This is a genomic window from Mesorhizobium sp. WSM3864, from assembly GCF_002294955.1.
Lineage (GTDB): Bacteria > Pseudomonadota > Alphaproteobacteria > Rhizobiales > Rhizobiaceae > Mesorhizobium.
This window is the reverse complement of sequence record NZ_NSGD01000005.1, coordinates 380066-405995: the sequence shown is the minus strand read 5'-3', so window position 1 is coordinate 405995 and position 25930 is coordinate 380066. Positions and strand designations below refer to the sequence as shown.

Genomic DNA, 25930 nt, shown 5'->3' with positions numbered 1-25930 from the left:
CTCATTGGTCGCCACTCCGGGGATCGAGCGCGTCGCGCAGGCCGTCACCGAGCAGGTTGAAGCCGAGGCTAACGATGAGGATGGCAGCGCCTGGCGCGGCAGCCACCCACCACTGGTCGAGGATGAAGCGGCGGCCGGATGCAATCATCGCGCCCCATTCGGGCAGCGGCGGCTGCGCGCCGAGGCCGAGGAAGCCGAGGCCGGCGGCGGTGAGGATGATGCCCGCCATGTCGAGCGTCACCCGGATGATCAGCGAGGAGATGCAGAGCGGCATGATGTGGCGCAGCACAATGCGGAAGGGTGAGGCACCCATCAATTGCACCGCCTTGATGTAGTCGGAATTGCGCACCGTCAGCGTCTCGGCGCGGGCGATGCGCGCGTAAGGCGGCCAGGAGGTGATGGCGATCGCCAGCACCGCGTTCTCGATGCCGGGGCCGAGCGCCGCTACGAAAGCCAACGCCAGCACCAGCTTCGGGAAGGCTAGGAAGATGTCGGTGATGCGCATCAAAATGGCATCGGTCCAGCCGCCGGCATAGCCTGCGACGGTGCCGACCAGCAGGCCGATGGGCGCGGCGATGATGGCGACGAGGATGACGACATAGAGCGTCCAGCGCGAGCCGTAGAGGATCCGCGAGTAGATATCGCGGCCGAGGTCGTCGGTGCCGAACCAATGCGCGGCGCTTGGAGCCAGCAGACGGGCATTCTTCAGGTCACCCACGGTTGGCGAATAGGGTGCCAGCACGCCGGCAAGCGCGGCTACCACCACCAACGCGAAAATGATGAGCAAACCGACGAGCGCGAGCCGGTTGGCTGTGAAGCGCCGCCAGGCCACATAGGCGCGGCCGAGCCTTGCCTGCATGCGCGAGGCCGGCCTCTCGCTGAGCAGCCATTCGCGTCGGGTTTGCATCGTCTCGGCGCTCATTCGACTTTCGTCCGTGGATCGAGGAGCCGATAGAGCAGGTCCGACAGAAGGTTGATGGCGATGAAGACCGAGCCGATGATGATGGTGCCGCCGAGCACCGCGTTCATGTCGGCGTTCTGCAATGAATTGGTGATGTAGAGGCCGATGCCCGGCCAGGAGAAGACGGTCTCGGTCAGCACCGAGCCTTCGAGCAGGCTGGCATAGGAAAGCGCGATCACCGTCACCATCGGCACAGCGGCGTTGCGCAGCGCGTGGCCCCAGATGATGCGCGTCTCCGACAGGCCCTTGGCGCGGGCGGCGACGATATATTCCTGCGCCATCTCGTTCAGCATGAAGGAGCGCGTCATCCGGCTGATATAGGCGAGCGCGAAATAGCCAAGCAGGGAGGCCGGCAGGATGATGTGGCGGTAGGCGTCGTAGAAGACATCCCACTGTCCCTGCATGGCCGCATCGAGCAGGTAGAAGCCGGTGATCGGCGTGAAAGTGTATTCGTAGACGACGTCGAGCCGCGCCGGAAAGGCGACCCATTGCAGCTTGGCGTAGAACAGGACGAGGCCGAGCAGTCCCAGCCAGAAGATCGGCACGGAATAGCCGATAAGGCCGATGATGCGCACGATCTGGTCGACGAGACTGCCGCGACGGACAGCAGCGAGCACGCCGAGCGGCACGCCGATGACGGCGCCGATGATCGTGCCGAGCGTCGCCAGCTCGATGGTCGCCGGAAAGACGCGGCGGATGTCGGACATCACCGGATTGGTGGTCAGCACCGAAGTGCCGAAATCGCCGCTGAGCGCGTTTTTGACGTAGATGTAGAACTGCTGGATCAGCGGCAGGTCGAGCCCCATCTCGCGGCGCGTGCGCTCGACGACGGCTGTCGGGGCCCGGTCGCCGAGCACGGCCAGCACCGGATCGATCGGGATGACGCGGCCGATGAAGAAGGTCACCGCGAGAAGACCGAGATAAGTCGTCACCGCGATGACCAGGAAGCGGCCGATCGACGACAGAAGCGCGACGGCACGGGCGCCGCCGCGCCCCGCCGCCGCCTGGTTCTCAGCTACGCTCACGCGGCGCGTCCGAAAGCGCTATTCCTTCGAGACCGGCCAGACGAAGTTGGTGTCGAAGCTCGGGCCGAGCTTGAAGTCCTTCAGGTTCTTGCGCAGCCCCGCCACCTCCAGCTGCTGATGGATGATGACGAAGGGGCTGGTGTCGAGGATCTTCTTCTGCAGGTCCTTGTACATGTCGGCGCGCTTGGCGGAGTCCTTCTCGAGCAGCGCCGCCTCGGTTTCCTTGGTCAGGTCCGGAATGTCCCAGGCATTGCGCCAGGCCAGCGTCTTGATCTTGGCGGCGTCGGAATTGTCCGGGTTCGAGGCGAAGGTCTGCGCGTTGGAGTTCGGGTCGAAATAGTCCTGGCCCCAATTGCCGATATAGATGTCGTGGTTGCGGGCGCGATATTTGGTCAGCGTCTGCTTGCCGTCGCCCGGGATGATCTCAAGCTTGATCCCGGCCTGGCCGAGCGTCTGCTGGATCGATTCCGCCATGCCGGTGGTCGGCTGGCCGGTGCGCACGTCCATGGTCACTTTGAAGCCATCAGCCAACCCGGCCTTCGCCAAAAGGTCCTTGGCCTTGGCCACGTCGAGCTTGAACGGATTCTCGTCGATCGCGCCGAGGTCGCCCTTGGGCAGGAAGGACTGGTGGATCTCGCCAATGCCCTTCAGGATGGTCGAGGCCATCGCATCATAGTCGATCAGATATTTGAACGCCTGACGCACCTCAGGCTTGGCGAGGTTCGGGTTCTTCTGGTTGAGGCTGATGTAATAGACCGTGCCCTTCGGCGCGCTTGTCGTGGTGAGATCGGCGTTTTTGGAGATGGCATCGAGATCGTTCGGTTCCAAATTGCGGGCGACATCGATGTCGCCGGCCTCCAACGCCAGGCGCTGCGCCGAGCTCTCCTTCATGTTGCGGTAGATGACGCGGGCGAGCTTGGCCTTCTCGCCATTGTAATTGTCGTTGCGCTCCAGCACGACAGCCTCGTTGGCGCGCCATTCGCGCAGCTTGTAGGGGCCAGAGCCGGCATAGCCGGTCTTCAGCCAGGCGTTGCCGAAGTCGTTGTCCCATTTGTAGTCGGCGCTCGGCGTGACGGCGGCGACATGCTCCTTGACCAGCTTGCTGTCGACGACCGAGGCGACGGTGGCCGACAGGCAGTTCAGCACGAAGCTCGGCGCATAGGCCTTGTCGACAACGAACTGGAAGGTGGTGTCGTCGACCGCTTTCGCCTTCTCGGTGACATTGTCGCCACTGATGCCGAACTGATTGATGATGAAGGCCGGGCTCTTATCGAGCTTGATGGCGCGCTCGAAGGAATAGGCGACATCGGCCGCGGTGATTGGATTGCCGGAGGCGAACTTCATGCCGGGCTTGAGCTTGAAGGTATAGGTCAGGCCGTCATCCGAAACGCTCCAGCTTTCGGCGAGATCGCCCTTGACCTTGGAAGTATCGTTGAGGTCGAGGCGGACCAGAAGATCATAAGTATTGCCGGTAACCTCGGCGGTCGACAGCTCGAACGCTTCGCCCGGATCCATCGAGATGATGTCGTCGATTGCGAAACCTTCGACCAGCGTGTCGGCAGGCGTGACCGCAAAGGCCGGCACCGCGAGCAACGCCGACATCGCCACACCCGCGAGCAAGCCACGAGAGCGAAGAGCAAACCTTTCCAGCATCATGGTAGTCGTTCCCTGTTTTGTTGATTGTTGACCTGAGTTCCCGGCTCAGGGTTGCAGAATTCCTTGGGACCGATCGACGGCCCACCGACCTTACCGTCGTGGTTTTTGTCCAGTTGGTCAACACCCTATTCGGCGGCGTTCGAACCCGCAACGCGCATTTTGCGAGACAGCTTATTGGGCCAGAATGGGCCGCCGCGAGTCGACCCAGCTGCCGCCCAATCGAAACCGCCGATTGGGAAAAATCTGCCAAATCTTGGCCGCTTGGAAGTCGCCCGTCATTTCAGCTGCGCAACCAGGTTCGCGTCCGGAAAGCAGGTGGCGGCCTTGCCGTTCTTCGCTTGCCAGACGCCGATCGAGCGGCGTGTCTTGAAGCCGGGCAGGCCGTCGGCACTGCCGACATCGTAGCCCTTGGCCTCCAGCGCTTGCTGGAGGGCCGCGATATCGGACCGGTGGAGATCGCCCACCCGACCCCAGGTGCCGGCAAAGGTGGTGTCGCCTTTGGCGATGCGATCGGCGGCGTGGCCGATGAACAGCGCATAGAGATCGCTGGTGTTGTATTGCTTCAGCACATAGAAATTCGGTGTGACGATGAAAGCGGGGCCGCTGCGTCCGGCCGGCATCAGCAGGAAACCCTCGGCCTTGAGTTCACTGGCCGGAAACGCCTTTCCGTCGACGCGCCTGATGCCCATCGCCACCCAGTCAGAAATCTTCTTGCCCTGGTCGGGTCCTTCGAGCGCGCAGGAGACGTTTGCCGGCGCAATCACCTCGGTCCCCCAGCCGCGCCCCCTCACCCAGCCATAGTGGACAAGATAGTTGGCGATGGAGGCGAGCACGTCCGGCGTCGAGTTCCAGATGTCGGGCCGGCCGTCGCCGTCAAAGTCGACGGCATGCTTGAGGAAGGACGTCGGCATGAATTGCGGCTGGCCGAGCGCGCCGGCCCAGGAGGACTTCATCGCATTGACCGGAGCGAGCCCGCGCTCGACGATCTCGAGTGCGGCCAGCACCTCCGTGCGGAAGAAATCCTTCTTCGTCGACATGAAGGCCTTGGTGCCCAGCACCTCGAAGGCGTCGTAAGGCATCTTGGCGGCGCCGAAGCCGGTCTCGCGACCCCAGATCGCCAGCACGATCTCGCCGGGCACGCCGTATCGCTTCTCGATGAGCCCAAGCACGCGGGCGTTGGCGCTTTCGCGCGACCGTCCTCCGCCGGTGACGGCCCGAATGATCTTCTCGGCGAAATAATTGGCGGGCGGACCGAACTCCGCCTGGTGCTGTTTTTGCGGTGTCGCCGGCTTCTCGCCGGGCATGACGAGATCCGGCAGTTTCAGGTTCGGCTTCACGCCGATGAAGGCGGCGTCGAAGGTCTTTTTGGAAATGCCTTTGGTCTTGGCCTCGGGCCAGAGGTCGTTTTGCAGCCAGGCCTGGAATTGGTTGTCGATGGGCGTGGCGCGAGCGGGGAGGGTGAGGAGGACGGCAAGCGCGGCAAGGAAAAATGCGAAGCCGAATTTGGAAAAGCCGCGTTCTGTCGCGCCCCCCTCTGTCTTGCCGGACATCTCCCCCACTTGGGGGGAGATTGGCTGTTTCGGTGCCCCGCCTCTTCCTGCGACCTTGGATATTGGCGAAAGCCGGCGTGACGTCTGATCTCCCCCCTTGCGGGGGAGATGTCCGGCAAGACAGAGGGGGTGGGACGGAGTGCGGCCTTTCCGGGAAAAACGCCAGTCACCAATCCCCTCCCCTCAAAACGCCGTCCTCGAGCGCAGCGCCGCGGCAAGCGTGCCTTCGTCGAGATAGTCGAGTTCGCCGCCGACCGGAACGCCATGCGCGAGCCTAGTCACCTTGACCTCGAAACCCGAGAGCTGATCGGTCAGGTAGTGCGCCGTGGTCTGGCCCTCGACGGTGGCGTTGACGGCAAGGATCACCTCCTTCACCTCGCCGCCGGCGACACGGTCTACCAGCGAGCGGATGTTGAGCTGGTCCGGGCCGATGCCATCGAGCGGCGACAGCGTGCCGCCGAGCACGTGATAGCGCACATTCATAGCGGCGGCGCGTTCCAGCGCCCAGAGATCGGAGACGTCCTCGACGACGATAAGCGTGCCGGCATCGCGGCGTGGATCGGTGCAGATCATGCACGGGTCGGAGGTGTCGACATTGCCGCAGGTCGAGCAGATGCGCACTTTATCGGCCGCCTCGCCCATGGCTGCGGCTAAAGGCTCGAGCAGCTGCTCCTTCTTCTTGATGAGATGGAGAGCCGCGCGCCTTGCCGAACGCGGCCCGAGCCCCGGCACCTTGGCCAGGAGCTGGATCAGGCGTTCTATCTCTGGACCGGCGATTCTTTTCGACATCGCTCTGATCTAGAGCAATTCCGGGAAAAGTGCGAAACGGTTTTCAGAGCGCTTTGGGACATCCGCAACAGGAAATGATCCGCCGTGCCGTCACGGCGGATCATTTGATGGCGGGTTGGCTCAGTAGGCTTCGAGCGGCCGGGATTGGCTGACGATCAGCGCGCCGATGGCGTCGGTGTTCTCGGGCGTCGACTGGAATCCCATCGCCGCTTCCTGCGGAGCGCTCGGAACGGAGGTGATGTAGCGGCCTTTCAACGTGCCGCCGAAGCGGGAGGCGTCGGGCTCCTCCATCGGCTCCTGCATCGCCACCATGATCGGCTTCGCCGTGACGCGGCCGGCCTTCTGCCCTGGAGCGGCGGAGGCCGTCACATAGGTCTGCTGGGCAGCAACGGTTGTGGTCTTGGCCGGAAGCGCCGGCGCGGCAGCCGCGGTCGTGGCGGCCGGATCAGCATGCACAATCGTCTTGACCATCGGCTCGGCGGAAGCGACGAGGACCGGAGCGGTGGGATCGATCTTCTGCGACTTGCCGGAGGCCATGGCGACCATGGGCTCATCCGGCAACGGCTGCCAGTTGCGGCCGCGCTTCTCATAGAAGGCATTGCCGCCGGCCACCATCGTGTAGTGCATGTTCTTGTAGGGGAAACGCAGGCCGGCGGTGTGGAAGAACATCGTGTTCTTGAGCTTGGCCTTGCGCTCGCCTTTCAGCACTGCCTCGGCGGCTTCCTCGACATCTGGCAATGCCCGCGAATTCATCGGGCGCGTCAGTACGCCTGGGGCGAACTGGCCCCTTTCGCCGACGACCTCGCAGATCGTGCTGCCATGCTGGCCCGAGCGCAGCCGGTTCATCACGACCGTGCCGACGGCGATCATGCCGTCACGACTCGACCGGTTGGACTCGAAGAACATCGCCCTTTGCAGGCACTCCTTGTCCTTCATCGAGTATTTGTAGGAACGCGAGCTGAGGAAGCTCGGGGTGACGGCGTCGGTCAGGCTCGCCACCGACATGCCATGTGAAGCGGTCTGGCTGCAGCCGGCCAGGAACAAGGGGGAAGCGGCGATGCCGATAAGCAGCAGCGGCGTCTTCCATCGCGTCGCGATCAACAAAAAAGCCTCATTTCCAGATGCCAGCCCGCCCCGAGATGTGGCAAGAATGAGACTCTTTCAGGCAAAAAGATGGCTAGATGGTTAGCAACCTCTGGACTTGGGTAAAACTTTATGAATGTCGCGAAATGAGCCCGTGAGCATGCCGGCAAAATGGTTAATATTGCGGCCCAGGCTCAATTCTCGTTCACAATCAATTAACTGGTGGCAGATGCCTTAGAACGGCAATTTCATTCCGGGCGGTATAGGCAAGCCCGCAGTCAATGCCTTGGTCTTTTCCTGCATGACCAGCTCGACCTTATTTTTGGCATCATTGTGAGCGGCCAACAGCAAGTCTTCGAGGATCTCCACCTCGTCGTCCTTCAGCAAGGACGGATCGATCTTCAGCGCCTTCATTTCGAACTTGCCGGTCAGGGTCACGCTAACCAGCCCGCCACCCGCCTGCCCAGTGGCTTCGAGGGTGGCGATCTCGTCCTGCATGGCCTGGAACTTGGCCTGCATTTCCTTTGCCTTGCCCATCAGGCCGAGAAGATCCTTCATCGTAAAACTTCCTCTTGTTGGAATCTACGTTAACGCGAGCATGATCTTGACCGAAACCGGTCCGTACTTTCCCTGACGCGTTCGTCAGCTCTAAATCTCTTCGTCGTCGGCAGCCGGCTCAACCGGCAGGTCGGCGTCAGCGCCTTCCGCTTCCGGCACATCCGGAATGCGCACATCGATGATCTTGGCGCCGGGAAAGCGAGCGAGGATGGCGGCGACGGTCGGATCGCTCCTGGCATCGGAGAAGGCGTTCTCGCGCTTGGTCGTCTCCATCTCGGCCAGCGTCTGGCTACCCTCTTCCTTCGACAGCGAGACCAGCCAGTTGCGGCCGGTCCAGGCACGCAGCTTGGAGGTCAGGTCGTTGAGCAGCATCTTGGGCGCATCGGCGGTCAGGCTGACGTCGATGCGGCCAGGCTCGATGCGCACCAGCCGCACGCAGCGCTTGACCAACACCTTGAAGGCGATGTCGCGGTTGGCATCGGCAAGGGCCGAGATGTCGGCCAGCGACTTCACCGGAACGGCGGGGGTTTCGATGACCGGTTCGGGCGCCGGGACGAAAGCGGCAGGCGCGGGCTGCACCTCGACCAGCCGCATGGTCTGCCCTCCGCCGTTAGAGGCCGGCATCCGCGCCGGCGCCACGGCATTTGTGCCGCCCGCACTGCCTGGACTTGCCGGCGCTCCATTGGCGCGAGGAGCGCCGTTCGGCACAGGGGCCGCCCCCTCCAGCGATTTCAGCGCTTCGTCCAGCGTCGGCAGGTCGGCGGCGTGCGCCAGCCGGATCAGCACCATCTCGCCGGCGCTGACCGGACGGTTGGAGGACTGCACCTCGGGAATACCTTTCAGGAGCATCTGCCAGGTTCGCGAGAGCACGCGCACCGACAGCGTGCTCGCAAATTCGGCGCCGCGCCGCCGCTCGTCCTCGGAGAGCGAGGCATCATTGGCCGCGGCCGGCACGAACCGCAGACGCGTAACGAGGTGGTTGAATTCCGCCAGGTCGGTGAGCACCGCGGCCGGATCGGCGCCGGTATCGTATTGCGCGCGGAATTCGGACAAAGCCGCTGCAACATCGCCCTTCATGACGTGCTCGAACAGGTCGATGATGCGGGCGCGGTCGGCCAAGCCCAGCATGGCGCGAACGGCGTCGGCGCTGACGGTGCCGCTGCCATGGGCGATCGCCTGATCGAGGATGGAGAGCGAATCGCGTGCCGAGCCCTCGGCGGCCCGCGCAATCATCGCCAAAGCCTCATCATCGACGGAGATGCCTTCCTTGGCGGCAATCGAGGAAAGATGCGCGACGAGCGCGCCGGCATCGATGCGCCTCAGGTCGAAGCGCTGACAGCGCGACAGAACCGTGATCGGCACCTTGCGGATCTCGGTGGTGGCGAAGATGAATTTGACATGCGGCGGCGGCTCTTCCAGCGTCTTCAACAGGCCGTTGAAGGCCTGGGTGGAGAGCATGTGCACTTCGTCGATGATGTAGACCTTGTAGCGGGCCGAGACCGGCGCGTAGCGGACGCGGTCGATGATGTCCCTGATGTCGTCGATGCCGGTGTGGGAAGCCGCGTCCATCTCGATGACGTCGACATGGCGGCCTTCCATGATCGCCTGGCAATGCTCGCCGGGGGTCGAAAGGTCGACGGAGGGCTGGTCGACGGTGGCGGTTTTATAGTTCAGGGCGCGTGCGAGAATGCGCGCCGTTGTCGTCTTGCCGACACCGCGCACGCCGGTCAGCATCCAGGCCTGGGCGATGCGGCCAGTGGCGAAGGCATTGGTGAGCGTGCGGACCATCGGCTCCTGGCCGATCAGTTCGGAGAAATTGGAGGGGCGGTATTTGCGCGCCAGCACGCGATAGGCGCCGGCCTTTCCTGTCTCCAGGCTTTCTGGCCCCGAATTTCCGGCTTCGCTCATTCGCCGTCAAAAGCTCCAAGGACCGCGACGGAAGGCGGCCGATTCCTGCGCATAGTCTCGCCCGCACGGCTCGGCGCCGTCAATGTCGCGGGAGAAAGGCGAAGAGGCGGGAGGCTGGAACAATGACCCGTTCCGGGCTCGTTAGGGCTGCTTCCTTCCGGACCTGACCCGGTTGGCGAGTGGATCGTCCACCACCAACCTCCCAAGCTCCATATCGGCAATTCAGCGGCGAAATGCAAGGGTCGTAGTGGATCAGCGGCCAGGCCATGCGGTGCAGAAGACCTTCAAATCCGCAGGAGCGGTCAATGATTCGCTTGCAGCCACCTTGCCGTCGCTCTAGCGTTCAGGGTTTGAAGCATTCTCGAAAAGTGAGGGAAACGCCCATGCTGCCTGGCCTAAAGGCCGGTTTCACACTGGACGCCCGATTGGAGGCGGACAGTGAGCAGCTCATGTGGCTCGGTCTGTGCGAGCTCCGGCTGATGAACGATCGCCGCTGGCCGTGGCTGGTCCTGGTGCCGCAGCGGCCGGGCGTGGAGGAAATCCACGACCTGACGCCGCTCGACCAGACGATGCTGACCTTCGAGACCAATATGGTCGCCCAGGCGCTGAAGCGGGTGACCGGCTGCACCAAGATCAACACCGGGGCGCTCGGCAACATCGTGCGCCAGCTGCATGTCCATGTCATCGCCCGAAGCGAGAGCGATCCCGGCTGGCCAGGGCCGGTCTGGGGGCATGGCATGCGCGAGCCATATGAGCGCTCCGACATCCGCCGGTTTGCCGAAAAGATCAAGGCAGCGCTATAAACCCCTCAGTGTCCACTCCTGCGCTTTCCTCGAGTCTCCTATGAGCTTTCATCTGTTTGACGCGCCTTTGCGCGAGCCGAGCCAATTCGTCGGTTTCGCCGGCAACCGGATCGACCGGCAATCGGAAAACCGCGCCGACGACGCGGTCGAGAAGGCGCTTGGCGAGCAATCGGCGCGGCTGATGCTGATGCATGGCGGCAGGCTTTATCTGAAGCTCGACGACGGCAAATTCGACCCATGGTTCGAAGCGGCGGAAAGCCAGGCCTTCGAGGTTTCGCTCGACGGCGGCGTGCTGCTCGGCCTTTCGGAGAACGGCCCGGTGCTGGCCGTGCCCGCCGGCATCGAACCGGAAAATCTGCCGGAAACGGTGAAGGCGATCGACTACCGCTCCGTCTATATGCAAGGGCTGATCGACGAAGCGGCAGCCGGCGCGCTGGCGCAGGGCGCTGCGCTGCTCGCCTGGCATGCCAGCCACGCTTTCTGCAGCAAATGCGGCAATCGCTCGGAGATGCGCGCCGGCGGCTACCGGCGGCATTGCGCAGCTTGCGGCACCGACCATTTCCCGCGCACCGATCCGGTGGCGATCATGCTGACGGCGACGCGCGAGAAATGCCTGCTCGGGCGCGGCCGGCATTTCGGGCCCGGCATGTATTCGGCCCTTGCCGGCTTCATCGAGCCCGGCGAGACGATAGAGGCGGCGGTGCGCCGCGAGACGCTGGAGGAGGCCGGAATCCGCCTCGGCCGCGTCGTCTACCACGCCAGCCAGCCCTGGCCGTTCCCCTATTCGCTGATGATCGGCTGCTTCGGCGAGCCGCTGAACGAGGACATCCAGGCCGACCTGAACGAGCTCGAAGACTGCCGCTGGTTCTTCCGCGATGAGGTGCGCTCGATGCTGGAGAGGACGCACCCGGGCGGCCTGATCACGCCGCCGAAAGGGGCGATCGCCCACCACCTCATCCGCGCCTGGGTCGACAGCGAATAGGAGCCGAGAAATGATCCGTCATACCGTCGTGTTCACGCTAAAGCATCCGCCGCATTCGCTGGAGGCGAAGCGGTTCCTCCACGATGCCAAGAAGATCCTGACGGCGATCAAGGGTGTGACGCATTTCGAGCAGCTGCGCCAAGTGAGCCCCAAGAACGACTATCAGTTCGGCTTCTCGATGGAGTTCGCCGACCAGGCTGCCTACACCAGATACAACGAGCATCCCGACCACGTCGCGTTCGTGCGCGACCGCTGGCTGCCTGAGGTCGAGAAATTTCTCGAGATCGACTATGTCCCGCTCGGCTTTGGCTGAGATTGGATCGAGCGCCGGCGTCTAAGATTGACGCGGACCTCCATGAGGTCGTCATCCCAGGGCGGAGCGACGCGAAGCGGAGCGCAGACCCTGGGATCCATGCCGTTACCTCAGTCGAGGGGCGCAGCGGAGCAGAATCTGGACCGTCCTAACGCGTTGAAGTCCGGGCATGGATCCTCGGGTCTGCGCCGCCTCGCTTCGCTCCTTGCTTCGCCCGTGGATGACGAAGCATCAAGGCCTTTGCCAATCTCGAAGGTCCTAGGAACCACCTAATCGGCGACCTTCCACTGCTCGCGCGACGCGCTTGCCGGATAGACGCCGAGAATGCGCATCTCGCGCGAGAAGAAGCGCAATTCGTCGAGCGCCAGCTTGACCAGCGGATCATCGGGGTGGCCCTCGATGTCGGCATAAAACAGCGTCGCTGTGAAAGCGCCGAGCTGGTAGCTCTCGAGCTTGGTCATGTTGATGCCGTTGGTGGCGAAGCCGCCCATGGCCTTGTAGAGCGCGGCCGGCACGTTGCGGACGCGGAAGATGAAGGTGGTCATCATCTTGGCTTCCAGCGAGGGGCGCTCGGCCCATTGCTTGTTCTTGGTCAGCACGACGAAGCGGGTGACGTTCGAGTCGGTGTCCTCGACATTCTTCTCGATGATGTCGAGGCCGTAGAGCTCGGCGGCAAGCGCAGGCGCAAGTGCCGCCATCGTGCGGTCCTTGACCTCGGAGACCATCTTGGCCGATCCCGCCGTGTCGCCGGCGACAACCGGCTTCCAGCCATTCTTGCGGATGTATTTGCGGCATTGGCCAAGGGCATGGATATGGCTGTGCACGCTTCTGATCTCTTCGCGTTTCACGCCCGGCAGCACCATCAGCTGGAAATGGATGGGCAGGAAATACTCGCCGACGATGTGCAGGCGCGATTCCGGCAAAAGATGATGGATGTCGGCGACGCGCCCGGCAATCGTGTTCTCGATCGGGATCATGGCGAGCTCGGCCTTGCCGGTCTCGACCGCGTTGAAGGCGTCTTCGAAGGTCGGACAGGGCAACGGCTCCATCGAGGGGAACATGTTGCGGCAAGCGGTATCGGAATTGGCGCCCGGCTCGCCCTGGAAGGATATTCTGTTGGTCTTTTCAGGCATGCGCCAAGGTCTCGCTTACGGATGTCTCAGTTTGAAAGAATTTGCCTGGCGCGCTCGAGATCGTCGGGCGTGTCGACGCCGAGCGGCAGCGACCGGACGATCTCGGCATCGATGCGCATGCTGGCTTCCAGCGCCCGCAGCTGCTCCAGCCGCTCACGGCGTTCGAGCGGCGACGGCTTCAGCGCCACGAAGCGTTCCAGCGCTGTCCGGCGGTAGGCATAGAGGCCGATGTGGTGATAGAGCGGGCCCTCCCCCCACGGCGCCGTGGCGCGCGTGAAATAGAGCGCCTTCAGCCTTGTCGCCGAGAGCGGCGAGCCGACGATCTTGACCACGTTCGGATTGGTCCTTTCCTCGTCGCGCACTATCTCGACGCCGAGCGTGGCTATGTCGACCGACGGGTCGGCGAAGGGCCGCAGCGATGCGCCGATGATCTCAGGATCGATGGTCGGCAGATCGCCCTGGACGTTGACGATGGTTTCGACCTTTTTCTCCGGGTCCAGCACGGTGAGGGCCTCGAAGATGCGGTCGGATCCCGATTCGTGGTCCGCGCGCGTCATCACCGCCTCGAAACCGTGATCCCTTACCGCCGAGGCGACCGCTTCGGTGTCGGTCGCCACCACCACACGGCCGAGCCCAGCCTCGGCGCCGCGGCGGGCGACATGGACGATCATCGGCGCGCCGGCGATGTCGGCCAGCGGCTTGCCCGGCAGGCGCGTCGAGGCCATGCGGGCGGGGATCAGGATCAATGTCGACATGGGACTTCTGGGACAGCCGGGGAAGCGGATGGAAAAGTGGCAAAACGTCTCACTGGAAGCGCCCTTATAGGTGTTGCAACGACGAAGCAAAAGACCTAGTTTCCGCGCGATTTAACGGGCCCGTTGGGGCCTTCGCTATACCGACGGACGGAGTGGACGGGACGGTCCGCCGGAAAAGGGAGCAAGGGGCGTATGGATTCCAACGAAGTCAACAAGCTGCTCGCCGGATTCCTCGGAACCTGTTTCGTCGTCTTTTCCGTGGGCATCGTTTCCGACGGGCTGTTTGCCTCCCCCGCTCCCGAGAAGCCGGGCTTCGCCATCGAGGCGGCCGAGCCGGCCGAAGGCGGCGGCGCTGCCGCGCCCGCGGCCGAAGCCAAGCCGATCGCCGACCTGCTCGCAACCGCCAATGCCGAGACGGGCGCCGCCATTTTCAAGAAGTGCCAGGCCTGCCATTCCGGCGAAAAGGGCGGCCCCAACAAGGTCGGTCCGGACCTCTGGGACATCATCGATCGCCCCGTCGCCGAGCATGAGGGCTTCGCCTATTCGGCCGGCATGAAGGATTTCTCCAAGGGCGGCGCCGAGAAGTGGACCTACGACAACCTCAACCACTTCATCAACGCGCCGAAGAAGTTCGTGAAGGGCACGGCGATGGGCTTTGCCGGCCTGCCGAAGGATGAGGACCGCGCCAACGTGATCGCCTATCTGCGCACGCTGTCGGACAATCCGAAGCCGCTGCCGCAGCCGGGCGCTTCGGCGGAAGCCAAGCCCGCCGAAGGCGCCGCCGCGGCGAAGCCGGCCGCAGGTGCGGCACCCGCCAAGCCGGCCGAAGGTGCGGCTCCGGCAAAGCCGGCCGAAGGTGCCGCCCCGGCCAAGCCGGTCGCGCCCGCGCAATAAACATTTCGTCATAAAGACACCTTGGAAAAGCCGGGTTCGTCCCGGCTTTTTTGTTAGGAAAGCCGCATATGCTGAGACAAAAGCCGGCGCTTGCGGTTTTCACCGGCGTCAAATGATCTAGATTGCCGGTGGGTACTGTTGCGACGAGGAGAACGCATGACGGTCGGCCGCTCCCGGACGTTTTTCGCATCGATGCTGGCGATCGCCTTCGCCGCCAGCCTGCAGGCCAGCCTCGCTGATGAGTGGCACACCACGTCCTCGCTGACCGGCCCGTCCAAATACGGCGAAAATTTCCAACGCTACGACTATGTCAATCCGGACGCTCCCAAGGGTGGCGCCCACGACTCCGTCGTTGTCGGCACTTTCGACAGCTTCAATCCCTATATCGTGCCGGGGTCGCCGGCCGCGGGGCTCGCCGGGTTCGGCGGCGGCCTGCTCTACGACACGCTGATGGACCAGGCGACCGACGAGGGCAGCGTCAGCCACCCGCTGGTTGCCGAGGCCTATAAATACCCGCCCGACTATTCCTCTGCGACCTACCGGCTCGACCGGCGAGCGAAATGGCATGACGGCCAGCCGATCACCGTCGACGATGTGGTCTGGTCGTTCCAGGTGCTGAAGGCCAACGCCCCCCAATACAACCGCTATTTCGAGAACGTCACCGACGCGGTGGCGATTTCCGACCGCGAGGTCGAGTTTCATTTCAACCAGAAGGGCAACCGCGAGCTGCCCAAGATTATCGGCGATCTGGTCGTCCTGCCGAAGCACTGGTGGGAGGGCACCGATGCCAGCGGCAAGAAGCGCGACATCACCAGGCCGACTCTCGAGCCGCCGCTGGGATCCGCCGCCTACAAGATCGCCAGCTTCAAGCCGGGTTCCGAGATCGTCTGGCAGCGCGTGCCTGATTACTGGGGCGCCAAGCTGCCGGTGAAGATCGGCCGGGAGAACTTCGACACCCAGCGCTTCACCTACATACTGGACGAGAATGCTGCGTGGCAGGCCTTTACCAAGGGCGGGCTAGACGACATCAAGGCCGAAAACAGCTCGCGGCGCTGGGCGACGGCTTACAACTTTCCGGCGGTGAACGCCGGCGACGTGATCAAAAAGGAATTCAAGACCACTTCGCCGGAGCCGATGCAAGCCTTCATGCTGAACCAGCGCCGGCCGCTGTTCCAGGATCGCCGGGTCCGCGAGGCGCTAACCTATCCCTATGACTTCGAGACGATGAACCGAACGCTGTTCTTCAATTCCAACACGCGCACCCAAAGCTATTTCCAAGGTACGGAACTCGCGTCGAGCGGTCTGCCGCAAGGCAAGGAACTCGAAATCCTCGAGAAGTATCGCGACAAGCTGCCGCCTGAACTGTTCACCCAGGAATTCAAGCTGCCGGTCTACGACTCACCGCAAGCGGAGCGGAAATATCTGAAGCAGGCTGTCGACCTCTTCGCCCAGGCCGGCTGGGTGATCAAGGGCGGCAAGATGACGAACGCCAAGAGCGGCGCGCCGTTCAAATTCGAGATCCTCGGCACGTCCGACACGGATCAGATCCTCTCCGGCAACTATATCGCCAATCTGCGCAAGATCGGCGTCGATGCGACGCTGCGCATCATCGACCCAAGCCAGTACGTCAACCGCGTCAACAATTTCGACTACGACGTCATCACCAACGTGCTGCAGCAGTCGGATTCGCCCGGCAACGAACAGCGCGATTTCTGGAGTTCGAAGTCCGCCGATTCACCCGGCTCGCGCAATTACTCCGGCATCAAGGACCCGGTCGTCGACGCGCTGGTGGACCGCGTCATCTTCGCCACCGACCGCGACGATCTCGTCGCCGCCACTCATGCGCTCGATCGCGTGCTGTTGTGGAACTACTATACCGTGCCGCAATACTACCGGGCGGTGGTCTGGCTTGCCTACTGGAACAAGTTCGGCATGCCCGAAAAGCAGCCCAGCTACCGTGGCGCCGATATCGACTCCTGGTGGATCGATACGGCGAAGGAAAAGGCATTGACCGCCAAATACAGGGGCAACTGATGAGGCGGCAGACATTGCTTCCTCGTCGCGACTTCCTGGCGCTCGGCGCGGCGGCGACTGCCGCAGCGCTGCTGCCGGGTCGGGCTTTCGCTCAGACCCCGACCGGTGTCAAATTGCATGGGCTGTCGGCGTTCGGCGATTTGAAATACAAGCCAGACTTCGCGCATTTCGACTATGTCAACGTCGATGCCCCGCAAGGCGGCACCTTCAATTTCTCGCCGCCCAACTGGGGCCAAAACCAGAGCCCTTTGACGTTCAACACGCTGAACTCCTTCGTGCCCAAGGGCGATGCGCCGCAGCGCATGGAAATGTGCTTCGATTCGCTGATGGTGCGGGCGCTCGACGAGCCTGACGCCGTCTATGGGCTGATCGCCGACGGGGTCACGATTTCCGACGACCGCAACGGCTTCATCTTTTCGCTGCGGCCGCAGGCGCGCTTCCATGACGGCACGCCGCTCACCGCCGACGATGTCGCCTTCACCTTCAAACTGCTGAAGGACAAGGGGCATCCGGATTATTCGCTGTCGCTGACGCATCTCGACAACGCGGTGGTGAAGGACGCCCATACGGTCGAGCTCAAGTTCTCCGGCAAGCAATCGGCCCGTACCATCCTGAACGTCGTCGCGTTTCCGATCCTGTCGAAGGCATTCTTTACGGCCAACGCCTTCGATTCGTCCCAGCTCAACCCGCCGCTCGGCTCAAGCGCCTACAAGGTCGGGCGCTGGTCGGCGGGCGCCTGGATCGAGTACGAGCGGGTGGCCGATTATTGGGGCAACGACCTGCCGGTCAACCGCGGCCAGAACAATTTCGAGCGTATCCGCATCGAGTTCTACCAGGACCGCACGGCTGGCTTTGAAGCCTTCAAGAAAGGCGAGATCCTCTATCGCGAGGAATTCACCTCGCGCGTCTGGGCGACGGCTTACAACTTTCCGGCCTTTACCGCCGGCAAGGTGGTGAAGCACGAATTCCCGGCCGAGACGGTGCCGTCGATGCAGGCGACAGCCGTCAACCAACGGCGCGCGCAGTTCCAGGACCCGCGCGTGCGGCAAGCTATCGCGCTCTGCTTCGACTTCGAATGGACGCGGCGCAATTTCTTCTATGGCTCCTATGAGCGCTCGCAATCCTGCTTCGAGAAATCCGACTTTCGCGCCGAAGGCATGCCGCCGCCGCCAGAACTCGCGCTGATGGAGCCCCTGCGCGAGAAGCTGCCGCCGGAGGCCTTCGGCGAAGCGGTGACGCAGCCAGCCTCGGACGGCTCGGGACGCGACCGCAAACTGCTTGGCAAGGCGGCGAAGCTGCTTGCCGAAGCCGGCTGGAAACGCTCCAGCGATTTCGTCGTCAACGACAAGGGCGCGCGGTTGCCCGCCGAGTTCCTCGTGGAAGACGAGACCTTCGTGCAGGTCTATTCGCCCTGGGTCGCCAACATGAAGGCGATCGGCATCGACGCTTCGATCCGGCTGGTCGATTCCGCCCAATACCAGCTTAGGCAATCGACCTTCGATTTCGATCTGATCTCGGCCGCCTTCTCCTTCAGCGCCACGCCGACACGCGACGACCTCGAGATCTTCTTCCATTCGCGAAGCGCGTCGGTCTCAGGCTCTCGGAACCTGCCGGGCATAGCGAGTCCGGCTATAGACGCGCTGATCGACGCCGTCGGCGCGGCCAAGGACCGTGAGAGCCTCACCGTCGCCATGCGGGCGCTCGATCGGGCCTTGCGCGCTCGGCGCGATTGGATTCCAAGTTGGTATCTGGCGAATCACCGAAGCGCCTATTGGGACATGTTCGGCTTTCCCGAGCAGAAGCCCGATTTCGGCTTTCCGGTCGAAGCGCTGTGGTGGGTCGACAAGGGCAAGGCGGCGAAAATTGGCAAAGGGTGAATTTCTTGCGGCCGAAGGCGCCGCCCCTCACCTGCCTGCCGGCATCCTCTCCCCGTATAGTGACGGGGAGAGGGAAACCTTCATCTTTGGTTTCGCCAATCACAAGCGCCGTGGCGAACGTGCCGAGATTGCGGCCAGCCCCTTTCTCCCCGTCACTATAGGAGGAGAAATGTCCGGCAGGACGATGAGCGGCGGCGCCGACGCCGACAATCGGTCTGAAGCGATTGCCTTGGGGGCACCCCCAGATACAGTGGTCTTCCCCAAGGAAGGCAACATCTGATGGGCGCCTATATCCTGCGCCGCATCCTGCTGATGATCCCGACGCTGTTCGGCATCATGGCGATCTCCTTCGCCGTCATCCAGTTCGCGCCGGGCGGCCCGGTCGAGCAGGTCATCGCCAAGCTCACCAACCAGGGCGGCACCGATCGCCTCGGCGGCGGCAGTGGCGACGCGGGCGCCACCAATTTCGACGTCGCCGGCGATGTCGGCTCGAAGTACCGCGGCGCGCAAGGGTTGGATCCCGAATTCATCAAGAAGCTCGAAAAGCAGTTCGGCTTCGACAAGCCGCCGCTCGAGCGCTTCGGCATGATGCTGTGGAACTATGCCCGCTTCGACTTCGGCGACAGTTATTTCCGCGACATCTCGGTGCTCGATCTGATCCTGGAAAAGATGCCGGTGTCGATCTCGATCGGGCTGTGGATCACGCTGCTCTCCTACCTGATCTCGATCCCGCTCGGCATCCGCAAGGCGGTGCAGGACGGCTCGACCTTCGATGTCTGGACGAGCGGCGTGGTGATCGTCGGCTACGCCATTCCGGGCTTCCTGTTCGGCATCCTTTTGATGGTGCTGTTTGCCGGCGGCTCGTTCTGGGATTGGTTCCCGCTGCGCGGCATCGTTTCCGACAATTGGGAGCAGTTGTCCTGGCCGGACAAGATCATCGACTATTTCTGGCACATGACGCTGCCGCTGACCGCGCTGGTGCTGTCGGCCTTCGCCACGACGACGCTGCTTACAAAGAACTCGTTCCTCGAGGAGATCCGCAAGCAATATGTGGTGACGGCGCGCGCCAAGGGTCTGTCGGAGCGCAAGGTGCTTTATGGCCATGTCTTCCGCAACGCCATGCTGATCGTCATCGCAGGCTTCCCGGGCGCCTTCATCTCGGCCTTCTTCACCGGCTCGCTGCTGATCGAGAACATCTTCTCGCTCGACGGGCTCGGCCTGCTCGGCTTCAAGTCGGTGATCGACCGCGACTATCCGGTGGTCTTCGCCAATCTCTACATCTTCTCGCTGCTCGGCCTGTTCGTCGCCCTGCTCTCGGACCTGATCTACACCTGGGTCGATCCGCGCATCGATTTCGAGCGGAGAGACGTCTGATGACGGCAGCTTCGGCAGAAACCAAGCCGGCCCGCGCCGCCCGGCCGTGGTTGTCGCCGCTCAATCAGCGGCGGCTGCAAAACTTCAAGGCGAACCGGCGCGGCTACTGGTCGCTGTGGATCTTCCTGTTGCTGTTCGTGCTGTCGCTGTTTTCCGAATTGATCGCCAACGACAAGCCCATCATCGCCTCCTACAAGGGCGAGATCCTGTTTCCGGTTCTGGTCGCCTACCCGGAAGAGAAATTCGGCGGCTTTTATGCCGTCACGGACTATCGCGATCCGGTGATCCAGGACGAGATCAATGCCAATGGCTGGATGATCTGGCCGCCGGTCCGCTACTCCTATCAAACGGTCAACAACGCCATCCCAGAAGCCGCACCCGCCAAGCCGTCCTGGCTTTACGACAAGAAGACGCGCTGCAGCCAGTATCCGCAGGGCGAAGCCGATCCGAACTGCGTCGTCGGCAACTGGAATTGGCTGGGCACCGACGATCAGGCGCGCGACGTGCTGGCGCGCGTGCTTTACGGCTTCCGCATCTCGGTGCTGTTCGGGCTGATCCTGACGCTCGGCTCCTCGCTGATCGGCGTCGCGGCGGGCGCGGTGCAAGGCTATTTCGGCGGCTGGACGGACCTTCTGTTCCAGCGCTTCATCGAGATCTGGTCGGCGATCCCGGTGCTTTATCTGCTGCTCATCGTCTCCGCCATCCTGCCGCCCGGCTTCTTCATTCTGCTCGGCCTGATGCTGCTGTTCTCCTGGGTGGCGCTGGTCGGCGTGGTGCGGGCCGAGTTCCTGCGCGCGCGCAACTTCGAATATGTCAACGCGGCGCGCGCGCTTGGCGTGCCCAACCTCACCATCATGTTCCGCCATCTCCTGCCCAACGCCATGGTGGCGACGCTGACCTTCCTGCCCTTCCTGCTCTCGGGCTCGATCTCGACGCTGACCTCGCTCGACTATCTCGGCTTCGGCCTGCCGCCGGGTTCGGCCTCGCTCGGCGAATTGCTGAAGCAGGCGCAACGCAATCTCAACGCGCCATGGCTCGGCATCTCGGGCTTCATCGTGATTTCGCTGATGCTGTCGCTGCTGGTCTTCATCGGCGAGGCGACGCGCGATGCCTTCGATCCGCGCAAGACGTTCAAATGAGCGAGCCTCTGCTTTCCGTCCGCGATTTGAGTGTCGCCTTCGCGCAAGGCGGCAAGCAGTCGATTGCCGTCGACCACGTCTCCTTCGACATCGGCAAGGGCGAGACGGTCGCGCTGGTCGGCGAATCCGGATCCGGCAAATCGGTCTCCGCGCTCTCAGTGCTGAAGCTGTTGCCCTATCCGTCGGCCAGCCACCCCTCGGGAAAGATCCTGTTCCACGGCGCCGACCTGCTCCACGCCAACGAAAGGACGCTGCGCGGCGTGCGCGGCAACAAGATCACCATGATCTTCCAGGAGCCGATGACCTCGCTCAATCCGCTGCATACGATCGAGCAGCAGATCGTCGAGGTCCTGAAGCTGCATCAGGGGCTGGGCGATCGCCAGGCCCACTCTCGCACGTTGGAGCTGCTCACCGAGGTCGGCATACGCGACCCGCAGAAGCGGCTCGATGCCTATCCGCACCAGCTCTCCGGCGGGCAACGCCAGCGCGTCATGATCGCCATGGCCTTGGCCAACGAGCCGGAACTCTTGATCGCCGACGAGCCGACGACGGCACTCGACGTAACCGTGCAGGCGCAGATCCTCGAACTGCTCGCCGGCCTGAAGAGCCGCAAGCGCATGTCGATGCTGTTCATCACCCACGACCTCGGCATCGTCAGAAAGATCGCCGACCGCGTCTGCGTCATGACGAAGGGCAAAATAGTCGAGACCGGGCCGACCAAGGAGATCTTCGCCAACCCGCAACACGCCTATACCAAGCACCTCTTGGCCGCCGAGCCGAAGGGCAAACCGCCGGCGGCGAATGCCGATGCCACGGCCGTCATGACCGGCAAGGACATCAAGGTCTGGTTCCCGATCAAGCGGGGCTTCTTCCGCCGCACCGTCGACCATGTGAAGGCGGTGGACGGCATCGACGTTACCGTGCGCGCCGGCCAGACGCTCGGCGTGGTCGGTGAATCCGGCTCCGGCAAGACGACGCTCGGCCTTGCGCTCGCGCGGATGATCTCGTCCACGGGCGCGATCAACTTCAACGGGCGCGACATCAACCAGCTTTCCTTCAGCGCCATGCGGCCGCTGCGGCGCGAGCTGCAGATCGTGTTCCAGGACCCGTTCGGATCCTTGAGCCCGCGCATGTCGGTCGCGGAGATCATTGAGGAAGGGCTGAAGATCCACGCGCCGAAACTCTCGCCCGATGAGCGCGACGACAAGGTCGTCGAGGTGTTGAAGGAAGTCGGTCTCGACCCGGAGACGCGTCACCGCTATCCGCATGAATTCTCGGGCGGCCAGCGCCAGCGTGTCGCGATCGCCCGCGCCATGGTGCTCAACCCGCGCTTCGTCATGCTCGACGAGCCGACCTCGGCGCTCGACATGAGCGTGCAGGCGCAGGTGGTCGATCTGTTGCGCAACCTGCAGGCCAGGCACAACCTCGCTTATCTCTTCATCAGCCACGACCTGAAGGTCATCCGCGCCCTTGCCAATGACGTGATCGTCATGCGCAATGGTCAGATCGTCGAAGCCGGGCCGTCCGAACAGATTTTCGACCGCCCGCAAACCGACTATACGAGGGCGCTGATCTCGGCCGCGTTCCGGATCGAAACGGCACCGACCGGGGTTGTCAGCGAGTAGGCTGGAAATACAGGAAAGACACTCCACGAATGGAAAAAGGCAAAGTCTTGCTTGCCCTCACCGGCTTTCACCCGCAGCGCTGGCGCGAACTGCTCGCGGCCGAGCGCGAGGTGGTGCTGGAGCCCGATGGTCCGAGCGATCCCTCGATCGCTTATGCAGTGGTGTGGAAGCAGAAACCGAATCTGTTGTCGTCGCTGCCCAATTTGCGCGCCATCTTCTCGATCGGCGCAGGCGTCGACCATATCTTCGCCGACCCCGGCCTGCCCGAGGTGCCGATCGTCCGGGTCGTTGCCGACAATCTCACGCAATACATGACCGAGTATGTCGTCTGGCGCGTGCTCGACCACCATCGCCAGGGCATGCTCTACCGAGCGCAGCAGCAGAAGAAGACCTGGCACGAGCCGCCGCAACGCCCGGCCGGCGACATCTCCGTCGGCATCATGGGTCTCGGCAACCTTGGCCGCGCCGCGGCATCGGTGCTTTTGGCGCTAGGCTTCGCCGTGAACGGCTGGTCGCGAACCGAGCACCCGATGCAGGGGGTCTCGACCTATTCCGGCGAAGGCGGGCTGATCCCCTTCCTCAACGCCACCGACATCCTGGTGGTGCTGTTGCCGCTGACGCCGCGCACGCAAGGCATCGTCAATTACGCCGTTCTGAAGGAATTGCGCAAACGCAACGGCCTCGGCGGCTCGGTGCTGATCAACGCCGGGCGCGGGCGGCTGCAGAAGGATGCCGACATCCTGCGCGCGCTGGAAGACGGCACGCTGAAGGAAGCGAGCCTCGACGTGTTCGAGGTCGAGCCGCTGCCCAAGACGAGCCCGTTGTGGAGCCATCCGAAAGTGTTCGTGACGCCGCATGCGGCGGCGACCTCGGACCCGGCCCATCTGGTGCCGATCATGCTTCGGCAAATGGCTGCCTTCGAGCGCGGCGAAAAGCTCGAAAACGTCGTCGATCGCGAAGCGGGTTACTGAGCAGACGCCGGCTTCGAGCCCGGCAGCGCGAACTTGTCCTTCTTCTTCGGCTTGCCGCAATCGCGCCGTTCGATCGAACGGTTCATTGCGTCGATCTCGCCGCTCGCCTTGTCGCTGTCGCGCTGCGCCCTGGAGCGCATGTCCGGCGTGAACGGGCCAAAACCCATCGCCGGATTGGAGAAAGCCGGTTTTGCGGTGACCGGCAGATTGTATTGCTGCGCCAGCGCGTTGCGATTGGCCAGCAGCTGGTCGCAGGGCACGCTGTCATATTGCAGCGAGGATTGGACGTTTTCGTCCTGGCGCTCCGCCATCGAAGTGCCGCCAACGCAGCCGGCCGTCATCAGGCAAGATGCCAACACAGCCATGGTCCAGCGCATGGTAATTCTCCGTGCCGTATCGTCCAAGCCTAAGCCGACACGCGATTCGGGCTTTTTCGCGAGCAGCCGTCGCCCTCATTCCGCCAGCCTGCGACGGGCTATTACAGCAAGGCCTCCTACGGCCTCGCCGCGGTCATGCCGGATGGTCGTTCTCTCCAGCGACAGGATCGCAAACCCGCTGTCGGCGAGAACGCGCCGCACATAGGCCTCGGAATGCGCGTAGCGCCGCGAGGGCAGCAATGCAAAGTCATCGCCACCGGCAAGTGTCTCGACCGAGAACGCACAGAGCCCTTCATCGACCAGACTGGCGGCAATTGCTCCAACAATGCGTTCGAGCGCCCCGACATAGATGAACACGTCGGCGGCGACCACGAGGTCGGCTTTCGCGTCGGGTCGAGAAAAATGCTGGAGATCGGACTTGGAAAGCCGGTCGTAGATGCCTCTGGCGCGCGCCTTCCGCAACATGCTGCTCGAAATGTCATAGCCTTCCAGCCGGTCGACGACCGGGCGCAGCCTTTCGCCCATCAGGCCAGTGCCGCAGCCGAGGTCGAGCGCCAGCCGGAACCGGCTCGGGCTCGCCGCGCGAATGGCGTGCTCGAGAAACTCGGGCATCCGATAGCCGAGTTTCCCGACCAGCGATTGCTCGAAACTGTCGGCATAGTGATCGAACAGGGTCTCGACGAAAGCGCTGGGCGGAGCCGCTGCCACCGGCGCATGGCCGATCAGCTGCAGCTTGAGCGCGGAACCCAGCCGGTCCGCGGGATCGAGCTTCATGGCCATCGCCCATGCCTGGGCGGCCTGGTCGGGAAAACGTGCGGCCTCCTGCACCTCACCGAGCCGGAACCAGCCCGCCGTCCATTGCGGCGCCAGCTCCAGCGCGCCAAGCAAAAGCTCCGCCGCCTGCGCAGGCTCGCCGGAGGCCAGCAGCATCTCGGCAAAGTCGGCGCGACGGTCGGCGTTCAAATCGCCGGAGGAGGCCTGAAGTGGTTTCATGGTTCCATCGATCCCGCCGGTGTGCGAACCGGCGGCCGGCTGTAGGACGAGTCAGCAGTCTGTTGCAACAGGCTTCCCGCGTCGAATTTAGCCACTATGTTCAAGGCCATGCGCGCCAGCGACCTGCTCAAGCCACGACCCGAAGGGCTCTACTGTCCGCCAGGCGATTTCTTCATCGATCCGGTGCGGCCGGTCGGCCGCGCGCTGATCACGCACGGCCATTCCGATCATGCGCGCTCGGGCCACCGCTCGGTGCTTGCCACCCAGCAAACGCTCGACATCATGGGCCTGCGCTATGGCGAGGATTTCGCCGAAACCACGCAGGCAGCCGTTATCGGCCAGACGATCGATATCAACGGCGTCTCCGTCACTTTCCATCCGGCCGGGCATGTGCTGGGTTCGGCGCAGATCGTCGTCGAGCATCAGGGCCTGCGCATCGTCGCCTCCGGCGACTACAAGCGCCAGAAGGACGCTACCTGCCTGCCGTTCGAGCCGGTGCCTTGCGATGTCTTCATCACCGAGGCGACCTTCGGGCTGCCGGTGTTCCGGCACCCGCCGGACCATGAGGAGATCGCGCGCCTGCTCAAATCGGCGATGCAATTTCCCGAGCGTTCGCACCTGATCGGCGCCTATGCGCTGGGCAAGGCGCAGCGCGTCATGCGGCTGCTGCGCGAGGCCGGTTACGACAGGCCGATCTACATCCACGGCGCGCTCGCCAAGCTCAGCGAATATTACCAGAGCCAAGGCATCGATCTGGGGCAACTCGAACCAGCGACGGTGGAAAGCGGCGGCAAGGCCGATTTCGAAGGCGCCATCGTCGTCGGGCCGCCGGCCGCCTTCGCCGACCGCTGGGCGCGGCGCTTTCCCGACCCGATCGCCTGCTTCGCTTCAGGTTGGATGCGCATCCGTCAGCGCGCCAAGCAGGGCGGCGTCGAGCTGCCGCTGATCATTTCCGACCATGCCGACTGGGACGAGCTCATCGCCACGATCAAGGAAACGGGCGCCGAGGAGATCTGGGTGACGCATGGCCGCGAGGAAGCGCTGGTGCGCTGGTGCGAGCTGGAGGGCATTGCGGCGCGGCCGCTGCATCTGGTGGGCTACGAGGACGAGGGCGATTGATGGAACAGTGT

At 63.4% G+C, this 25930-nt stretch carries 24 protein-coding genes and 1 other RNA gene; 12 read left to right on the top strand and 13 right to left on the bottom strand.

Annotated elements, in window-relative coordinates; all coding sequences use genetic code 11:
• Nucleotide 1: 1 nt before the first annotated feature.
• From nikC to ffs, 9 genes are all read right to left on the bottom strand, one after another.
• Nucleotides 2-922 carry a nickel transporter permease gene (gene nikC, locus CK215_RS14640; RefSeq protein ID WP_095831306.1) on the bottom strand — a complete coding sequence of 307 codons (921 nt, stop codon included), beginning with the start codon at nucleotides 920-922 and terminating at the stop codon, nucleotides 2-4.
• Entirely contained in the window at nucleotides 919-1986 is a 1068-nt protein-coding gene (locus CK215_RS14635; RefSeq protein WP_095828031.1) for an ABC transporter permease, read from the bottom strand. Before CK215_RS14635 ends, nikC begins: the two co-directional genes overlap by 4 nt.
• Before the next feature lie 18 nt (nucleotides 1987-2004).
• Nucleotides 2005-3642: an ABC transporter substrate-binding protein gene (locus tag CK215_RS14630; protein ID WP_095831305.1), complete on the bottom strand. Its 1638-nt coding sequence runs from the start codon at nucleotides 3640-3642 to the stop codon at nucleotides 2005-2007.
• A 275-nt stretch (nucleotides 3643-3917) separates the two neighbouring features.
• The gene (locus CK215_RS14625; RefSeq protein ID WP_095831304.1) at nucleotides 3918-5192 is read right to left on the bottom strand and encodes a lytic murein transglycosylase; all 1275 of its coding nucleotides are present in this window, start codon (nucleotides 5190-5192) and stop codon (nucleotides 3918-3920) included.
• 183 nt (nucleotides 5193-5375) lie between these two features.
• A complete protein-coding gene (recR, locus tag CK215_RS14620) occupies nucleotides 5376-5981 on the bottom strand; it encodes a recombination mediator RecR (RefSeq protein WP_066996262.1) in 606 nt (201 codons plus the stop codon).
• A 120-nt stretch (nucleotides 5982-6101) separates the two neighbouring features.
• Entirely contained in the window at nucleotides 6102-7082 is a 981-nt protein-coding gene (locus CK215_RS14615) for a cell wall hydrolase (RefSeq protein ID WP_095831348.1), read from the bottom strand.
• A 216-nt stretch (nucleotides 7083-7298) separates the two neighbouring features.
• Nucleotides 7299-7622, bottom strand: coding sequence for a YbaB/EbfC family nucleoid-associated protein (locus tag CK215_RS14610; RefSeq protein ID WP_066996259.1), 324 nt, complete (start codon nucleotides 7620-7622; stop codon nucleotides 7299-7301).
• Nucleotides 7623-7712: 90 nt separating this feature from the next.
• Nucleotides 7713-9530, bottom strand: coding sequence for a DNA polymerase III subunit gamma/tau (locus CK215_RS14605; protein ID WP_095831303.1), 1818 nt, complete (start codon nucleotides 9528-9530; stop codon nucleotides 7713-7715).
• A gap of 106 nt (nucleotides 9531-9636) precedes the next feature.
• Nucleotides 9637-9733, bottom strand: an RNA gene (ffs, locus tag CK215_RS14600) — signal recognition particle sRNA small type.
• 180 nt (nucleotides 9734-9913) lie between these two features.
• Between ffs and CK215_RS14595 the strand changes: the two genes are divergently transcribed.
• Genes CK215_RS14595 through CK215_RS14585 form a run of 3 tightly spaced genes read left to right on the top strand, consistent with a single transcriptional unit; the run spans nucleotide 9914 to nucleotide 11628 of the window.
• Nucleotides 9914-10333, top strand: coding sequence for an HIT family protein (locus CK215_RS14595; RefSeq protein WP_095799309.1), 420 nt, complete (start codon nucleotides 9914-9916; stop codon nucleotides 10331-10333).
• 40 nt (nucleotides 10334-10373) lie between these two features.
• Nucleotides 10374-11315, top strand: coding sequence for an NAD(+) diphosphatase (nudC, locus tag CK215_RS14590; protein WP_095831302.1), 942 nt, complete (start codon nucleotides 10374-10376; stop codon nucleotides 11313-11315).
• A gap of 10 nt (nucleotides 11316-11325) precedes the next feature.
• On the top strand, nucleotides 11326-11628 hold the full coding sequence (locus CK215_RS14585; RefSeq protein ID WP_095777526.1) for a Dabb family protein: 303 nt from the start codon (nucleotides 11326-11328) through the stop codon (nucleotides 11626-11628).
• A gap of 269 nt (nucleotides 11629-11897) precedes the next feature.
• On the opposite strand, the gene CK215_RS14580 is transcribed toward CK215_RS14585, so the two are convergent.
• Nucleotides 11898-12761, bottom strand: a complete 864-nt coding sequence (locus CK215_RS14580) for a prephenate dehydratase (RefSeq protein WP_066996244.1) — start codon at nucleotides 12759-12761, stop codon at nucleotides 11898-11900.
• A gap of 26 nt (nucleotides 12762-12787) precedes the next feature.
• Entirely contained in the window at nucleotides 12788-13516 is a 729-nt protein-coding gene (locus CK215_RS14575; protein WP_095831301.1) for a 3-deoxy-manno-octulosonate cytidylyltransferase, read from the bottom strand.
• Between the two features lie 192 nt (nucleotides 13517-13708).
• On the opposite strand from CK215_RS14575, the gene CK215_RS14570 reads away from it, so the two are divergent.
• From CK215_RS14570 to CK215_RS14535, 8 genes are all read left to right on the top strand, one after another.
• Nucleotides 13709-14410, top strand: a complete 702-nt coding sequence (locus CK215_RS14570; protein WP_095828034.1) for a cytochrome c family protein — start codon at nucleotides 13709-13711, stop codon at nucleotides 14408-14410.
• A gap of 156 nt (nucleotides 14411-14566) precedes the next feature.
• Complete coding sequence (locus tag CK215_RS14565; protein WP_095831300.1) at nucleotides 14567-16444, top strand: extracellular solute-binding protein; 1878 nt, start codon at nucleotides 14567-14569, stop codon at nucleotides 16442-16444.
• Nucleotides 16444-18321 carry an extracellular solute-binding protein gene (locus tag CK215_RS14560; RefSeq protein WP_095831299.1) on the top strand — a complete coding sequence of 626 codons (1878 nt, stop codon included), beginning with the start codon at nucleotides 16444-16446 and terminating at the stop codon, nucleotides 18319-18321. Before CK215_RS14565 ends, CK215_RS14560 begins: the two co-directional genes overlap by 1 nt.
• Nucleotides 18308-18601 (top strand): hypothetical protein, encoded by a 294-nt coding sequence (locus tag CK215_RS14555; RefSeq protein ID WP_210201671.1) that lies wholly within the window; start codon nucleotides 18308-18310, stop codon nucleotides 18599-18601. The genes CK215_RS14560 and CK215_RS14555 overlap by 14 nt, the downstream gene beginning before the upstream one ends.
• Complete coding sequence (locus CK215_RS14550) at nucleotides 18601-19695, top strand: microcin C ABC transporter permease YejB (RefSeq protein WP_095831298.1); 1095 nt, start codon at nucleotides 18601-18603, stop codon at nucleotides 19693-19695. Before CK215_RS14555 ends, CK215_RS14550 begins: the two co-directional genes overlap by 1 nt.
• Nucleotides 19695-20834 (top strand): ABC transporter permease, encoded by a 1140-nt coding sequence (locus CK215_RS14545; RefSeq protein WP_066996224.1) that lies wholly within the window; start codon nucleotides 19695-19697, stop codon nucleotides 20832-20834. Before CK215_RS14550 ends, CK215_RS14545 begins: the two co-directional genes overlap by 1 nt.
• Nucleotides 20831-22459, top strand: coding sequence for an ABC transporter ATP-binding protein (locus CK215_RS14540; RefSeq protein WP_095831297.1), 1629 nt, complete (start codon nucleotides 20831-20833; stop codon nucleotides 22457-22459). The genes CK215_RS14545 and CK215_RS14540 overlap by 4 nt, the downstream gene beginning before the upstream one ends.
• 29 nt (nucleotides 22460-22488) lie before the next feature.
• A complete protein-coding gene (locus CK215_RS14535; RefSeq protein ID WP_095777532.1) occupies nucleotides 22489-23430 on the top strand; it encodes a glyoxylate/hydroxypyruvate reductase A in 942 nt (313 codons plus the stop codon).
• Here CK215_RS14535 and CK215_RS14530 read toward each other — a convergent pair.
• Both CK215_RS14530 and CK215_RS14525 read right to left on the bottom strand, forming a co-directional pair.
• The gene (locus CK215_RS14530; RefSeq protein ID WP_066996215.1) at nucleotides 23424-23807 is read right to left on the bottom strand and encodes a hypothetical protein; all 384 of its coding nucleotides are present in this window, start codon (nucleotides 23805-23807) and stop codon (nucleotides 23424-23426) included. The genes CK215_RS14535 and CK215_RS14530 overlap by 7 nt on opposite strands.
• A 75-nt stretch (nucleotides 23808-23882) precedes the next feature.
• Complete coding sequence (locus CK215_RS14525; protein ID WP_095831296.1) at nucleotides 23883-24800, bottom strand: methyltransferase domain-containing protein; 918 nt, start codon at nucleotides 24798-24800, stop codon at nucleotides 23883-23885.
• 108 nt (nucleotides 24801-24908) lie between these two features.
• Between CK215_RS14525 and CK215_RS14520 the strand changes: the two genes are divergently transcribed.
• Nucleotides 24909-25919, top strand: a complete 1011-nt coding sequence (locus CK215_RS14520) for a ligase-associated DNA damage response exonuclease (RefSeq protein ID WP_095831347.1) — start codon at nucleotides 24909-24911, stop codon at nucleotides 25917-25919.
• The last annotated feature ends 11 nt before the right edge of the window (nucleotides 25920-25930 follow it).

Excerpts from the sequence above, each read along its gene's own strand:
- CK215_RS14610 (WP_066996259.1), bottom strand. The coding sequence starts at position 7,622 with ATGAAGGATCTTCTCGGCCTGATGGGCAAGGCAAAGGAAATGCAGGCC.
- CK215_RS14585 (WP_095777526.1), top strand. The coding sequence starts at position 11,326 with ATGATCCGTCATACCGTCGTGTTCACGCTAAAGCATCCGCCGCATTCG.
- CK215_RS14625 (WP_095831304.1), bottom strand. The coding sequence starts at position 5,192 with ATGTCCGGCAAGACAGAGGGGGGCGCGACAGAACGCGGCTTTTCCAAA.
- CK215_RS14520 (WP_095831347.1), top strand. The coding sequence starts at position 24,909 with ATGCGCGCCAGCGACCTGCTCAAGCCACGACCCGAAGGGCTCTACTGT.
- CK215_RS14570 (WP_095828034.1), top strand. The coding sequence starts at position 13,709 with ATGGATTCCAACGAAGTCAACAAGCTGCTCGCCGGATTCCTCGGAACC.
- CK215_RS14580 (WP_066996244.1), bottom strand. The coding sequence starts at position 12,761 with ATGCCTGAAAAGACCAACAGAATATCCTTCCAGGGCGAGCCGGGCGCC.
- CK215_RS14545 (WP_066996224.1), top strand. The coding sequence starts at position 19,695 with ATGACGGCAGCTTCGGCAGAAACCAAGCCGGCCCGCGCCGCCCGGCCG.
- CK215_RS14565 (WP_095831300.1), top strand. The coding sequence starts at position 14,567 with ATGACGGTCGGCCGCTCCCGGACGTTTTTCGCATCGATGCTGGCGATC.
- CK215_RS14550 (WP_095831298.1), top strand. The coding sequence starts at position 18,601 with ATGGGCGCCTATATCCTGCGCCGCATCCTGCTGATGATCCCGACGCTG.
- nikC (WP_095831306.1), bottom strand. The coding sequence starts at position 922 with ATGAGCGCCGAGACGATGCAAACCCGACGCGAATGGCTGCTCAGCGAG.
- CK215_RS14560 (WP_095831299.1), top strand. The coding sequence starts at position 16,444 with ATGAGGCGGCAGACATTGCTTCCTCGTCGCGACTTCCTGGCGCTCGGC.
- CK215_RS14595 (WP_095799309.1), top strand. The coding sequence starts at position 9,914 with ATGCTGCCTGGCCTAAAGGCCGGTTTCACACTGGACGCCCGATTGGAG.
- CK215_RS14575 (WP_095831301.1), bottom strand. The coding sequence starts at position 13,516 with ATGTCGACATTGATCCTGATCCCCGCCCGCATGGCCTCGACGCGCCTG.
- recR (WP_066996262.1), bottom strand. The coding sequence starts at position 5,981 with ATGTCGAAAAGAATCGCCGGTCCAGAGATAGAACGCCTGATCCAGCTC.
- CK215_RS14540 (WP_095831297.1), top strand. The coding sequence starts at position 20,831 with ATGAGCGAGCCTCTGCTTTCCGTCCGCGATTTGAGTGTCGCCTTCGCG.
- CK215_RS14530 (WP_066996215.1), bottom strand. The coding sequence starts at position 23,807 with ATGCGCTGGACCATGGCTGTGTTGGCATCTTGCCTGATGACGGCCGGC.
- nudC (WP_095831302.1), top strand. The coding sequence starts at position 10,374 with ATGAGCTTTCATCTGTTTGACGCGCCTTTGCGCGAGCCGAGCCAATTC.
- CK215_RS14605 (WP_095831303.1), bottom strand. The coding sequence starts at position 9,530 with ATGAGCGAAGCCGGAAATTCGGGGCCAGAAAGCCTGGAGACAGGAAAG.
- CK215_RS14535 (WP_095777532.1), top strand. The coding sequence starts at position 22,489 with ATGGAAAAAGGCAAAGTCTTGCTTGCCCTCACCGGCTTTCACCCGCAG.
- CK215_RS14630 (WP_095831305.1), bottom strand. The coding sequence starts at position 3,642 with ATGATGCTGGAAAGGTTTGCTCTTCGCTCTCGTGGCTTGCTCGCGGGT.
- CK215_RS14525 (WP_095831296.1), bottom strand. The coding sequence starts at position 24,800 with ATGAAACCACTTCAGGCCTCCTCCGGCGATTTGAACGCCGACCGTCGC.